Annotated in this window: 11 protein-coding genes; 7 read left to right on the top strand and 4 right to left on the bottom strand. The window is 70.9% G+C overall.

Annotated elements, in window-relative coordinates:
* Window positions 1–27 precede the first annotated feature (27 nt).
* Window positions 28–1,296, bottom strand: a complete 1,269-nt coding sequence (locus tag AB0I83_RS17820; RefSeq protein WP_363305203.1) for an ATP-grasp domain-containing protein — start codon at window positions 1,294–1,296, stop codon at window positions 28–30.
* Between the two features lie 446 nt (window positions 1,297–1,742).
* Here AB0I83_RS17820 and AB0I83_RS17815 point away from each other — a divergent pair, with 446 nt between their 5' ends.
* The 6 genes from AB0I83_RS17815 to AB0I83_RS17790 all read left to right on the top strand — a co-directional run bounded on the left by AB0I83_RS17815 (window position 1,743) and on the right by AB0I83_RS17790 (window position 9,308).
* Window positions 1,743–2,051 carry a hypothetical protein gene (locus tag AB0I83_RS17815; RefSeq protein ID WP_363305202.1) on the top strand — a complete coding sequence of 103 codons (309 nt, stop codon included), beginning with the start codon at window positions 1,743–1,745 and terminating at the stop codon, window positions 2,049–2,051.
* A 13-nt stretch (window positions 2,052–2,064) separates the two neighbouring features.
* Window positions 2,065–2,754 carry an SDR family oxidoreductase gene (locus AB0I83_RS17810; protein WP_356535583.1) on the top strand — a complete coding sequence of 230 codons (690 nt, stop codon included), beginning with the start codon at window positions 2,065–2,067 and terminating at the stop codon, window positions 2,752–2,754.
* On the top strand, window positions 2,755–4,161 hold the full coding sequence (locus tag AB0I83_RS17805) for an AMP-binding protein (protein WP_363305201.1): 1,407 nt from the start codon (window positions 2,755–2,757) through the stop codon (window positions 4,159–4,161).
* A gap of 82 nt (window positions 4,162–4,243) precedes the next feature.
* Window positions 4,244–5,962 carry a chloramphenicol-biosynthetic FADH2-dependent halogenase CmlS gene (gene cmlS, locus AB0I83_RS17800; protein ID WP_363305200.1) on the top strand — a complete coding sequence of 573 codons (1,719 nt, stop codon included), beginning with the start codon at window positions 4,244–4,246 and terminating at the stop codon, window positions 5,960–5,962.
* 163 nt (window positions 5,963–6,125) lie between these two features.
* On the top strand, window positions 6,126–7,103 hold the full coding sequence (locus tag AB0I83_RS17795; RefSeq protein WP_363305199.1) for an aldo/keto reductase: 978 nt from the start codon (window positions 6,126–6,128) through the stop codon (window positions 7,101–7,103).
* A gap of 195 nt (window positions 7,104–7,298) precedes the next feature.
* Window positions 7,299–9,308: a beta-N-acetylglucosaminidase domain-containing protein gene (locus AB0I83_RS17790; RefSeq protein WP_363305198.1), complete on the top strand. Its 2,010-nt coding sequence runs from the start codon at window positions 7,299–7,301 to the stop codon at window positions 9,306–9,308.
* A gap of 207 nt (window positions 9,309–9,515) precedes the next feature.
* Here AB0I83_RS17790 and AB0I83_RS17785 read toward each other — a convergent pair whose 3' ends face one another.
* Both AB0I83_RS17785 and AB0I83_RS17780 read right to left on the bottom strand, forming a co-directional pair.
* On the bottom strand, window positions 9,516–10,361 hold the full coding sequence (locus AB0I83_RS17785; protein WP_363305233.1) for an arginase family protein: 846 nt from the start codon (window positions 10,359–10,361) through the stop codon (window positions 9,516–9,518).
* Between the two features lie 259 nt (window positions 10,362–10,620).
* Window positions 10,621–11,784 carry a P1 family peptidase gene (locus AB0I83_RS17780; protein WP_363305197.1) on the bottom strand — a complete coding sequence of 388 codons (1,164 nt, stop codon included), beginning with the start codon at window positions 11,782–11,784 and terminating at the stop codon, window positions 10,621–10,623.
* 159 nt (window positions 11,785–11,943) lie between these two features.
* On the opposite strand from AB0I83_RS17780, the gene AB0I83_RS17775 reads away from it, so the two are divergent.
* Window positions 11,944–12,630: a CoA pyrophosphatase gene (locus AB0I83_RS17775; RefSeq protein ID WP_363305196.1), complete on the top strand. Its 687-nt coding sequence runs from the start codon at window positions 11,944–11,946 to the stop codon at window positions 12,628–12,630.
* Here AB0I83_RS17775 and AB0I83_RS17770 read toward each other — a convergent pair.
* The gene (locus AB0I83_RS17770; protein ID WP_363305195.1) at window positions 12,606–13,478 is read right to left on the bottom strand and encodes an enoyl-CoA hydratase/isomerase family protein; all 873 of its coding nucleotides are present in this window, start codon (window positions 13,476–13,478) and stop codon (window positions 12,606–12,608) included. The genes AB0I83_RS17775 and AB0I83_RS17770 overlap by 25 nt on opposite strands.

The raw sequence follows: 13,478 nt of genomic DNA, 5'->3' as shown, positions 1-13,478 counted from the left end.
TGTTCTCGTCGTGGGATCGGGCCCGGATCAGTCGGACAGGGCGCGGGCACGCAGCTCGACCAGCCGCTCCGGCCCTTCCAGGTCGGCCGTGAGCTGTGCCATGTCATCGCCCACGGCCACGACATGGGCGTAGCGGGTGAGGAACGCCTCCGGCGGCACGGCGAGCCGGCCACCGGGCCGGGCTGTGACGCCCACCTCGTGGATCGTCGGCCCGAAGCGTTCCTCGTGGACGACGACCTCGACGACCTCGCACCGCGTCTCGGGCGGCAGGAAGCGGACCGCCGCGCACCTGCGGAACTCGGGTGCGGTGTCGGGCTTCCGGCCGGCCGCGACATGAGCGGCGGCGACCGTGGGGTCGACGCCGGAGGCCAGCAGACCGACGTACGGGATCAGGTCCCCGCCGAGGCGGGCGTTGACCTCCACGAGCCGGGGGCCCTTGGGGGTGAGTTTGAACTCGCTGTGGGTGGCGCCGTGGACGTAGCCGAGCGCGCGGTGGATGTCCCTCAGCTGGCCCATGAGTTCGTCGTCGCGCAGCAGTGGGTCGTTCGCGTCCACGTCGTGCCCGGTCTCCACGAAGTACGGTGCGCCGCCGAGGTGTTTGCGGGCGAGGACGGTCGGTGTGACCTCTCCGTCGTGGATGACGGCGTCGATGCTGATCTCCGGTCCGGTGAGCAGCTCCTCCACGAGCACGTTCTCCTGGTGGCGGGCGAGTCCGAGTGCGTCGGCACCGTCCGCGGCGGCGAACGCCCCGGCCAGGTCCTCGCGGCGGTCGACACGCACGACGCCTGCGCTGCCCGCCATGGCCCGGGCCTTGACGATCACCGGGAAGCCGATCTCGTCGGCGGCGGCGAGGGCCTCCTCGGCGCTGCTGACCGTGCGCGAGTCCGGCTGGGGCACCCCGGCGGCTGCGAGCACGGAGCGCGTGGTGGCCTTGTCGCGGCAGGCGCTGATGGTCTCGGGAGGGCTGCCGGGCAACCCGAGGTCCTGGGCGAGCCGGGCGCAGAAGACGACCTGCGACTCGTCGTAGGTGAACACGCCCACGACCGGCAGGGACTCCACGACGGAAGCGGCCGCCTCACGCATCTTCTCCGGGTCCCGGGTGTCCAGCCGGGTGGCACCCACGCAGTACGCCGACTGCCAGGTGGCCTCCGAGGCGTCCAGGAGCCAGAGCCGGTAGTGCTTCGAGACGGCTGCCAGGATGTACTCGCGGTAGGGGCGGAATCCGCTTCCGACGAGCAGCAGGACCGGGGCGTCCTGGAACGTGGCGCCGGAGCCGTGGACGGCCTGTTCAGTCATGACGACCCCTTTTTCGTGTACCGAGAAGAGCCGCATTCACGTGCAGCGTGGAGAACGCGGGAGGAACTGCGCACAGGCGACCGTTCCGCTTTTGTGGACTCCAGGGAAATGGCTGGCCGGCACCGCTTGGAATAATCGGTGAGGACACCGGGATGCGAAGAGGACGTGATTGTTACCGGCCCGCCGAGAACCTGTCAACGGAGTCCGGAACGCCTGTCACACGGCCCCGCACCCCTGGCCCGTCGGCGCGGCCCGAGCAGGCACGAAGGCCGTGATCACCGCCCTGCACCGGATGCGGCACGGCCCCGTGCAACTGTGTGAATGGAGCAGTTGCACAGCTGTCCGCGCACTCTGAACGACCCTTGCGTGGGGCGGAGGCGTATGCGATAAATATCCGGCGTCGGCTCCGATGCATCTGGATGGGACCCAACAGAGGGAGGCCGGCTTTGACTGACCGAATCCTGCAGATCATCATCGACGCCATCGATGACATCAATTCGATGCGCGTGGAGAAGATCTCCACGGACAACGTGCTCGACCTGAGCCTCTACGGCAATGAAGGGGTATTCGAGTCGATGTATCTCGTGGCCTTCCTCGCACAGGTCGAGGAAGGAATAGAGGACGAGTTCGAGGTGGAGGTCACCCTGGCCTCCGAGAAGGCCGTTTCGCTCCGGGTGAGTCCGTTCAGCAGCGTCCGCAGGCTGATCGACTTCATCGAGGGAGAGCTGCGGTTGGTCGGCGCCGGCGCGGCGTGACCGCATGATAGTCATGATCACCGGCACCCGGACCGGGATCGGCAGGTCGCTTGCCGAGCACCTCCTCGAGTCCGGCCACCTGGTCGTCGGGTGCAGCAGGAAGCCTTCCACCATCGACCACCCGGACTACCGGCACCACCAGGTGGACCTCACCGAGATCTCCCAGATCAAGAGGATGTTCCGGGAGGTCAGGAAAGAGCACGGTCACCTGGACGCGTTGATCAACAACGCGGGCACATCCACGATGAACCACTTCATGACGACCCCGGACGAGGTCGTGAGGGACGTCTTCGACATCAACTTCTTCGCGGTGCTGAACTGCTGCCGCGAAGCGGTGAAGCTGCTGCGGAAGTCGGGCGGGACGAGCGCCGCGATCCTGAACGTCTCCACGGTCGCCGTGCCGTGGGCCCTGGAGGGACACCTGGCCTACTCGGCCAGCAAGAGCGCGATCGAACAGCTCGTCCAGGTCATGAGCAAGGAGCTGGCGGCCTTCGGGATCCGGGTGAACGCCATCGGCCTGCCACCGGTCCGCACCGTCCTCACCAGATCCGTCCCACAGCCGAAGATCGACGCGCTGATCGCCCGTCAGGCGATCCGGCGCATGTGCACGGTGGCGGACATCGCGGGACCGGTCGACTTCCTCATCGGCGAGCAGTCGGCGTTCATCACGGGCGAGACCATTTTCCTCGGGGGGGTGCACTGAATGCGTGACGAACTGGTGGGGCGGTTCGCGGACTTCGGTACGAAGACCGCGATATTCGACCAGGACACCGCCTTCACCTATCAGGAACTCCTGGACCGCATCCGGTACACGCGGGATGTCCTGCGCAGGCACGGTGTGGCACCGCACGACGTCGTGGTCGTGCACGGCAACTACTCGCTGGATTCCATAGCGACCGTGCTGGCCCTGTTCCTCGGCAGGAACGTCGTCGTGCCCCTGGTCACGCTCGGCGAGAGGGATCTCGACACCGTCGTCGAGCACTGCCGGCCCAGGTTCCTGGTGAGGACGGGGGCCGGACTCGTCGTCGAGGAACTCGATACGCCGGCTCCCGCTCCCGCCGCCGCATCCACCACCTCCGCCTCAGCGGGCATGATCGACCGCCTCAGCGGCGCGGACGCCGCAGGGCTGGTCCTTCTGAGCAGCGGCAGCACCGGCGCCCCGAAGGTCATCCTGCACAACCTCGACACCCTCGTCGGCGAGAAGCTGGAGAAGCGTCCGCGTCGCCGGGCGAGCTCGCTGAGCATCCTGATGGTCCTGATGTTCGACCACATAGGCGGCATCAACTCCCTGCTCAGCACACTTGTGGCCGGCGGCACAGCGGTCCTCCCCCACCAGCGCGTGCCGGAGGAGATCTGCGGACTGATCGAACGCCACAGGATCCGGGTGCTGCCCACGAGTCCGACGTTCCTCAACCTGATCATCATGGGCGGCTTCCACCAGAGGTTCGACCTCAGCAGTCTCCGGCTGATCACCTACGGCACCGAGCCGATGTCCGACGAACTGCTCAAGCGTGTCAACCGGAACTTTCCGGGGGTGCGGCTGCTCCAGACGTTCGGGACGAGCGAGACCGGGATCGCCACGACCACGAGCGAGTCGTCGGACAGCACCTACTTCAAGATCTCGGACACCGGCGTCGAACACCGGATCGTCGACGGTGAGCTCCAGCTCAGGAGCAGGGTCCAGTTCCTCGGGTACATGAACTACGCCGACGACTCGCTGACCGAGGACCGCTGGTTCAGGACCGGCGACCTCGTCGAGGAGACCGACGACGGATACCTCAGGATCAGGGGCCGGGCCAAGGAGGTCATCAATGTCGGCGGTGAGAAGCTCCTGCCCCTCGAACTGGAATCCGTTCTGCTGGCCAGCCCCCTCATCGAGGACTGCGTCGTCTACGGCAAACCCAACGCCATCACCGGACAGACCGTGTGCGTGAGCGTGAAACCGAGGGGCGAACTGACCCGGGCGGCAGCCCGGAAGCACGTCCTCGAATTCCTCGCGGACAAGGTCGAGCCGTTCAAGATTCCCTCGAAGATCAGCGTGGTCGACTCCGTCGAGATGTCGGACCGCCTCAAGAAGGTGCGGTCACAGCCGCGCGACGTCGGGGCCTGACCGGGCCTCGAGCACACCCCATTGTCACCGGAATGCGCGGCCGCTCCGGCGCGCGGTTCCATCAGTCCGTCCCAGGGAGATCATGATGGCACGATCGAAGGTGTCGATCATCGGCGGTGGTCCGGCCGGATGCGTTGCGGCCCTCACCTTGAACAAGCTCGGCCATGACGTCGCCATATACGAGCGCGCCAGGTTCCCGCGGTACCGCATCGGCGAATCCCTGCTTCCGGGCACGATGTCGATCCTGAACCGGCTCGGGCTCCAGGAGCGGATCGACGCCGAGAACTACGTGAAGAAGCCGTCGGCGACCTTCCTCTGGGGCCAGGACCAGGCTCCCTGGACCTTCTCGTTCGCCGCGCCGAAGGTCGCACCGTGGGTCTTCGACCACGCCGTCCAGGTCAAGCGTGAGGAGTTCGACCAGCTCCTGCTCGACGAGGCCAGGAGTCGCGGCGTCACGGTGGTCGAGGAGGCGAATGTCACCGACGTGGACCTGTCCCGGCCGGAGGGCGTCACCCTGACGGTGCGCCAGGGTGACGCGTCGACGACGGTCGACAGCGACTTCGTCATCGACGCGGGCGGCTCGGGCAGCCCGCTGGTCCGCAAGCTCGGCCTGCGCAGGTACGACGAGTTCTACAAGAACTTCGCGGTGTGGTCCTACTTCAGGATGGAGGACCCCTTCGAGGGCGACCTGAAGGGCACGACGTACTCGATCACCTTCGAGGACGGCTGGGTCTGGATGATCCCGGTCAAGGACGATCTCTACAGCGTCGGCCTGGTGGTGGACCGCTCCAAGTCCACCGAGGTCCGGGACATGGGGGCCGACGAGTTCTACCGGTCCACGCTCGCGAAGTGCACGCAGGCCACCGGCCTCCTGGCCGGCGCGGAGCAGGTCGACGAGGTCCGGATCGTGCACGACTGGTCGTACGACACCGAGGTGTTCTCCGCAGACCGCTTCTTCCTGTGCGGTGACGCCGCGTGCTTCACCGATCCGCTGTTCTCCCAGGGAGTCCACCTGGCCTCGCAGTCGGCGGTGTCCGCGGCGGCGGCGATCGACCGGATCACCCGCGACGAGGAGGAGCTCGACGCCGTACACGCCTGGTACAACCGTACGTACCGTGAGGCCTACGAGCAGTACCACGAGTTCCTGGCGTCGTTCTACACGTTCGCGTCCTTCACCGAGCCCGACTCGGAGTTCTGGCGGAAGCGGAGGATCACCGAGTCCGACGACGACCGGTTGAGCCGCAAGACGTGGTTCGAGAAGCTGGTGGCCAACGGTCAGGACCACTCGGGTCCCTCGGTCTCGGAGTTCCGCGACCGGGCGTCCACGATGATCTCCATCGGCCGGCACCAACGTCCGGAACTCAGCGACGAGTTCTCCGAGGACGAGCTGAACGGCGCCCGGGTGCGCTGGATCAGCGACCTGACCAAGCGCCTCAACAGCATCGCCAGGTTCCGCTGGACGGGCGGCAAGGTCCTGCTCAAGCCGCACTACCGCGTCGAGCCGCTGAGCTTCCGCCTCGAACAGCGCGAGATCCTGGCCAACCAGGAGGGCTTGGACATGGCGCAGTACCCCATGGACGAGCAGACCCGGCAGGTCTTCCACGACCTCGCGGAGGAGGAGTTCGGCTACAAGGCACTCGTCAAGCGGCTCGGCGGTGTGGGCAGGCAGGAGCTCAGTACGCAGATCGTCCTTCGGCTCATGGAGGCCGGCCTGCTCACCGGATACGACAAGAACGGCGACAAGGTCGTCGTGCAGGGCCGGCTGCACTTCGGCGGCGTGGGCGTCGAGTACGAGGTGTGACCCCGGGCCGGTGCCGCCCTGAGGCGGGGCCGCACCGCCGGGTCGTCGTCGGCCGCCGTGTCGACGGTGATCGGGCGGCGGTCGGGCCGTGGCGCCCGGTCCGGCCACGGGGCAGGTGCGATTGGCACCGACGAGACGTACGTTCCGACTCGCGGGGAGACGCGTGAAGCACATCGAGCTGGGTGGTCTGGCGGTGTCCCGGATCGGTCTGGGGACCATGGGGATGTCCTTCGGCTACACCGGGGCGGGCACGAGCGACGCGGAGTCGGTCCGCACCGTCCACCGGGCGTTCGAGCTGGGTGTCACCTTCCTCGACACGGCCGAGGCATACGGCCCGTTCACCAACGAGGAGCTCGTCGGCCGGGCGATCAGGGGCCGCCGCGACGAGGTCGTGGTGGCGACGAAGTTCGGCCTCGTCTCCCACGCGGGCGGCGGCCCGGGTGTGCCGGACAGCAGCCCGGCCAACGTCCGCGCCGCCGTGGAGGGCTCGCTGCGGCGCCTGGGCACCGACCGCATCGACCTCTGCTACCAGCACCGCGTCGACCCGGACACACCCGTCGAGGAAACCGTCGGCGCCCTCGCCGAGCTGGTCACCGAGGGCAAGGTCCGCCACATCGGGCTCTCCGAGGCAGGCGTGGGAACAATCCGGCGCGCCCATGCCGTCCACCCGGTCACCGCAGTGCAGTCGGAGTACTCCCTGTGGACCCGCGACCCCGAGGCGGACGTCCTGCCGGTCCTGCGGGAGCTGGGCATCGGGTTCGTGGCCTACTCCCCACTGGGCCACGGGTTCCTCACGGGCAAGGTCCGCTCGACGGACGGCTTCGACGCCACCGATCTGCGGGCGACGAACCCGCGTTTCACCGGGGAGAACTTCCAGCGCAACCAGCGCATCGCCGACGCGGTCGAGGCGGTCGCCGCCGAGGCCGAGGCGACTGGGGCGCAGGTCGCTCTGGCCTGGCTGCTCTCCAAGGGTGACGACGTGGTCCCCATCCCAGGCACCAGGCGCGTGGCGCGCGTAGAGGAGAACACCGCCGCCGAGTCCGTTCGACTGACTGATAGTCAGATGGCTCTGCTGGACAGCCTGCCGCCGGCCGCGGGCGACCACCACACGGCCGAGCAGATGCAACTGATGGGGCTGTGACCAGGCTCTTCGGAAAAGAGACGTGGTTCGGTGCCGTCCGCCGGCGGGCCGACATGCCGTCAAACGTGTTCTCGACGACGGGAGATCGGTTCATCGCCTCGGACGACCCGATCTTGACACCGGCGACGACGAGTGGTGGTTTAGACCACATCACCTGAACGTGACGGTCCACTTCCGTGGAGGTGCGTAATCCGTATGTCTGAAAGCCACTCGCACTGTCTTCTCCGTGTCCCCAGGCTCTCCCTTCTCGGCACCGCCGTGGTGCTGGCCCTCGGCACCCTCTCCTCCCCCGCCCAGGCGAGGGAGGAGCCGGTCACCACCGTGGCGCACGCGCCCGGCGCCGCTCGGCCGCCGGCCCCGCCCGTCGTCACCCCCACCCCGCAGCGCATGACGCCGGCGGGGCGGGACCTGCGTGTCCCGGACCGTGTGCGCCTCGTCCTCGGTGACGACGTCGACGCCCCGAGCGTGGACGTCATCGAGCGGGCGCTGGCCTCGGCCGGGGCCCGCCACATCGACACCGGTCCGGCCGGGGACGCCCCATCGGCGTCGCGCGCCCATCGGGCGAAGCTGACCGTCGTGGCCGGTTCCATCAGGGACCGGGCCGTGGCCGACGCCCTTCGGGCCGCGGGCGGCACCGTACCCGGCACTCTCGTCGCGGAGGGCTACTCCCTCGCCTCCCGCGGCGACTCCGTCGTGCTCGCCGGCAACGACGGGGACGGCACCTACTACGCCGCCCAGACGCTCCGGCAGTTGGTGACCGGCAGACACACCGTGGCGGCCGTCTCGATCACGGACCATCCGGCCATGCCCCTCCGCGGAAGCATCGAGGGCTTCTACGGCGCACCCTGGTCGCACGGCGACCGGCTCGACCAACTCGCCTTCTACGGCGACATCAAGGCCAACACCTACATCTACACGCCGAAGGACGACGCGTACCTGAGGGAGGAGTGGCGCGAGCCGTACCCCGCCGACAAGCTGTCCGACCTGCGTGACCTGATCGAGCAGGCCACCGCACACCACGTCGACTTCACCTACGCCCTCTCCCCCGGCCTGTCGGTCTGCTACAGCGACCAGGACGACGTGGACGCCCTGAAGGAGAAGCTGGGCACCCTCTACGACCAGGGCGCGCGCAGTTTCTACGTGGCACTGGACGACATCAGCTACACCAGGTGGAACTGCGCCGCCGACCAGGAGAAGTACGGCGCTCCGGGCAGGGGCAGCGCGGGGCAGGCGCAGGCCGACCTGCTCAACGCCGTGCAGCGCGACTTCGTCGACACCCACTCGGATGCCGGGCCACTGCAGTTCGTGCCCACCGAGTACTCCGACACGGCCGACTCCGCCTACAAGTCCGTGCTGCGCGAGCAGTTGGACCCGAAGGTGATCGTGCAGTGGACGGGCACGGACGTCGTTCCGCCCTCGATCAGCGTGGCGGACGCCGAGGCCGCGTCCGCCGTGTGGGGACGCAAGGTGTTCCTCTGGGACAACTACCCGGTCAACGACTACGGGCAGACGACGGGCCGCCTGCTGATGGCCCCGTACGACAAGCGGGAAGCCGGGCTGCACAAGGCGCTGAGCGGCATCGTGCTCAACCCGATGAACCAGGCGGCGGCCAGCAAGGTCGCCCTCTTCGGCGGGGCGTCGTTCGCCTGGAACGACGAGGACTACGACCCGGGCCGCACCTGGCGCGCGGCGGCCGGCTACCTGGCAGGCGGGGACCCCGCCACCACCCGGGCCCTGCTGGCGTTCTTCGACACCGAGCATCTCGCACCGACCTTCGGCGACACGGACTGGCAGCCGCAGGCACCCGAACTGAGCGCCCGGCTGGCGGACTTCACCACGGCCTGGAGCAGCGGATCCGTCGCCCGCAGGCGGGCCGCGCTGCGGGATCTCACCGCCTACGCCGATGTACTGGCCGGGGCTCCCGGACAGATCCGCGCCGGCGTCCGGGACCCGGCCTTCCTGGCGCAGACGAAGCCGTGGCTGGACGCGCTCGACGTGTGGGGCGGTGCGCTGGACGCCACCCTGGACGGGCTGCGGGCCCGGCTGCACGCGGGAACTGGGCAGGCGGACTTCGCCCGGGCGGCCGAACTCGCCGAGCAGGCGGGCGCGTTCACCACCATCCCGGGCACCACCCGGCCGCAGGGGCCGATCAAGGTGGCCGACGGGGTGCTGGACACGTTCATCGAGCAGGCGCCGAAGATGTGACAGGTGTCCCGGGCGCCGGGAGAACGGCGTCCGGGACCGTCGTCGCAGGTGGACCCCGTCCTTCGGGCCCGCCCGGCCGTCCGGCGACCGCGCGCGGAACCGGCCTGGTGCGGCAGCGCTGCCCCGCGGCCCCGACGAGGCGGCTCGCCCGGCCCGCACGGCGGCGGCTCCGCCGTCGGAAGGAGCCCGGCGAGACGCCGAACCCGCTCACATCGGAATGCGCTGGGCCCGTGCGTACTGGTGGATCAGTTCGCCGCCGATCTCGGCGGCCAGCGCGGCGGTGATCCCGGACCGGTCCTGGGGCGGGGACACCCCCAACACCTCGAAGCCGACCGGGCACAGGTCCCCGACGCAGCGCAGCAGCCCGAGGACCTCCCGTGAGGTGAGCCCGCCCGGCACCCGGGTGCCGGTACCGGGTGCGAAGGCAGGGTCGGCGACGTCGACGGCCACCGACACGTAGACGGGCCGGCGGCCGATCCGGTGCCGGACGACGCCGACGGCACCCCGGACGCCAAGTCCGCCGAACCGGCCGACGTCCAGCACCACCCCTCCCGGGGCACGGCCTGGGCCGCCGGCACCGCGCAGGCCGATCCGGACCACCGCGGACGGGTCGACGAGGCGCTCCTCGACCGCCTGGTGCAGGACGTCCCCCGCGGGGTGCGGGCCCACGGGGTCGGCAGCCAGGTGGAGGAGGGCGACAGGGCCGTGCCTCTCGGCCACCGAGCGCAGCGCCGCCACGGTCAGCGACCGGCCACCGCCCAGCAGCAGCACCGCGGCGTTGCCGTCGAGCAGGTGGGCCAGGCGCTTGTACAGGACCCCGGGCAGGGAGCCGGAGTCCCAGGGCGTCAGGTCGATGTCCCCGGCGTCCACGCAGTCGACGAGGTCGAAGGTGCCCGGGCCCCGGTCAGCGCCGGGAACGTGTGCGAGGGCGGACACGTCCCGAACGGCGCCCGGCCCCAGGCGAGTTCCGGGACATCGGCCCGACTCGTCGTACGGCACGCCGAGAACCACCAGGTCGCGGGCGGACGGCTCCCGGTCGAGCGGCAGCCGCATGAACGTGAGGGGCCGCGGGCGGGAGCGCGTGGGCTGGGCGATGCGCTCCACGGTCGGAGGATTCCTCCAGGGCTCGGCGAGCTGTCCGCGGCGGGCGGACGGACCGCCCACGGACGGCAGGTCGGCTTCCGGCCACTGTGCCCGGGACGGCTCTCCCCACTCTCTCCCCCTCGTATCGGCGACGTCCCCGGCCGGTGCGTGCCGCCGGGCGGGAGCGCCTCGGCGCCTTCCGCCCGGCGGCACGCACCGGCAGCCGTACTCATCCGGCGGAGGTGTCGTACAGGTCCAGGTAGGAGGGGAAGAGACCGCCGGGAGTGTCGGTGGTGCCGGCGGTCAGCGCCGCGTGCACCACGGCCCGGGAGAGCACGTCGGCGCCCGCTGCGAGGATCTCGTTGACCGCCGCCACCTCGGTGTGGGACCGCCAGCCGGTACGGTCCGGCGTGCCGTCCTCGTCGCCACCGGTGAGAGGCAGCCGGCCGGTGGACAGCGCGAACACGGTGTCGCCGTCGGTCAGCAGGTGGACGGGCCGGATCGCGCGGGCCAGGCCGTCGTGCGCGGTGCCCGCCAGCTTCTGGGCCTGTGCGCGGGTGAGGACGGCGTCGGTCGCCACGACGGCCAGGGTGGTGTTCAGCTGCCGTACCTCGTCGGCCTGCCGTCGTCGGCTCTCCTCGCGCGCGGCGGCAAGACGTTCCCCCGCCCGGGCGTGCACCGCGGCGTCCGGGACGGGGGCGCGCAGCCCGCGGGCCCGGAACTCGTCACCCACCGCCGTCCAAGCCCCGTACAACGCACCGGTGGCCGGGTCCAGGAGCGAGCCTGAGGCGTTGACCGCGACCAGGGCCGCGACGGTCGCACCGGACGGCAGGACGACGCTCGCCGTGCCGATGCCGCCCTTCATGCCGCCGGCCACCGCCCCCGTGCCGGCCCCCGCGCAGCCCTGGTCGACGGGCCCGCCCTCCGCGCCGCGGGCCGCCTCCTCGACGGCCTCCCGCCCCAGCTCCGCCCCCGGCCGGGCCTTCCAGAGGCCGCCGCGCCCCAGGTCGAACAGGGCGGCGGCGGGCACGACCGGAACCACCTGGGCCGGGCCGGCACCCACCCGGAAGCCGCGGCCCCGCTCCTCCAGCCAGGCCGCCGCACCGGCCGCCGCTTCGAGGCCGAAGGCGCTGCCACCTGTCAGCACCACCGCGTCGATCCGCGCCACCAGGTTGCGCGGGTCCAGGGCGTCGGTCTCCCGGGTGCCCGGCCCGCCGCCCCGTACGTCGACCGCGGCGACCATCCCGTCCTCCGGGGCGAGTACCGCGGTGACTCCGGTGAGCCAGCCGTCACCGGCGCGCCCCGCGTGCCCGACCCTGATCCCGGCCACGTCCGTCAGCGCGTTCCGCCGTCCGGTGCGCGGTGCCGGTCCGGGTGTCCGCATCCCACTCATCCGCTGTCCTCAGCTCTCTCGCCTGCCTCGACGGCGCCGGTCCGCACCGCCGTCCCCGCCCGTATGATCCTCCAGGCCCGCGTGGGGGAGCGCCGATTCCCACGGGTACTTCCCGCGGGCCCTTCCCGGCCGGGCCCGGTGTCCCTACGCTTGTCGCCCGTGACGGACGACCGGACGGGCGGAGCGGGCGCCGCGGTGCCGCCCTGGCTGACCGGCCTGGGCCGCGAGGCGCCGGGGGACCTCGCGCCGGAGCTGGCGCGGTACGCGGGCCCGGCGCCGGCCCACGCGCGCGGTTCCGCCGTCCTGGTGCTCTTCGGCACCGGCGACCAGGGCCCCGACCTGCTCTTCCTCCGGCGTTCCGGAGCCCTGCGGGATCACCCGGGCCAGGTGTGCTTCCCCGGTGGCTCGTGTGCCGCCGGGGACGACGGCCCCGTGGGCACCGCGCTGCGCGAGACGTACGAGGAGACCGGGCTGGAGCCGTCGGCGGTCCGGGTCGTCGGCGCGCTGGCCCCGCTGAACCTCGCCCACAGCGGTTTCTCGGTCGTCCCGGTGCTCGGCTGGTGGGGGGCGGGCGACCGGGTCGCCGGGGACGGCGAGGAGATCGTGTCCGTCCACCGCGTGCCCCTGGCGGAACTCGCCGACCCCGGGGCACGGCTGCTCGTCCGGTTCCCCGACGGCCATCTGAGCCCCGGCTTCCTGGTCCGGAACCTGTTCGTGTACGGGTTCACCGCCGCCCTCGCCGGCTGGCTGCTGCGGCTGGCCGGCTGGGAACGGCCCTGGGACACCGACCGGATCGAGGACCTGCCCGAAGCCCGGCGCCGCTACGGAGGCGGACCGACGCCCTGAGCCGGACGCGTGACGCCGGTCTCCGTACCGGAGGCGGGGCCGGCCCGCCGCAGTGCCCGCTCCCGCTGCCCCGCGCGGAAGCCGTCGACCGGTCCCGAGGACGAGCGCAGCAGCGCCAGGTACTCGGACGTCTCGACGGCGACGGCCTCCTCGACGGTCCGGCCGAGGCCGCCCATCACCGCCGCCTTCAGATGCCGCAGGCAGTCGCCGGGGATGTCGGCCAGGGTGCGGGCGAACAGGGTGGTCTCCTCCCGGAGCCGCTCACGCGGCACCGCGCGCAGCGCAAGACCCTTGTCGACGGCCTCGGCAGCCGACAGCCACCGGCCGGTCATCAGCAGCTCCATCGCGGGCTGCAGGCCGATCTTCCGGACGGTGCGGTGGGTGGCACCCGCACCCGGCATGTGGCCGTACGGTGTGTGCACGTCGCCGATCCGGGCCTCCTCCGCGATCACCACGAAGTCGCAGGCCACCACCATCTCGAAGCCGCTGGCCCGGGCCTTGGCCTGCACCATGGCGATCGTCGGCACCGGCATCCGCTCCAGCGCGAAGACCACCTGGTTCAGGCGTTCCAGGTAGGCGGCGAACAGGTCGGAGTCGGTCTCCTCGCCGTCCAGGACCTCGGTGAGGAAGCCGAGGTCGCTGCCGATGCAGAAGGCCCGGTCACCGGCACCGGTGAGGACGAGCACCCGGCTGGAGCCGTCCTCGGCGACCCGGGCGAACGCGTCCAGCAGTTCGTGGTGCATCCGCTCGGTGGTGGCGTTGAGCCGGTCGGGCCGGTTGAGGGTGACCCAGGCGATTCCGTCGGCCCGGTCCAGCAGAATCGTCTCGTACGCCGGTTGCTCCTCCAT

Source organism: Streptomyces sp. NPDC049970 (genome assembly GCF_040660235.1).
Classification (GTDB): domain Bacteria; phylum Actinomycetota; class Actinomycetes; order Streptomycetales; family Streptomycetaceae; genus Streptomyces.
The sequence above is the reverse complement of the archived record's forward strand: the minus strand, read 5'-3'. Positions and strand labels throughout refer to the sequence as shown.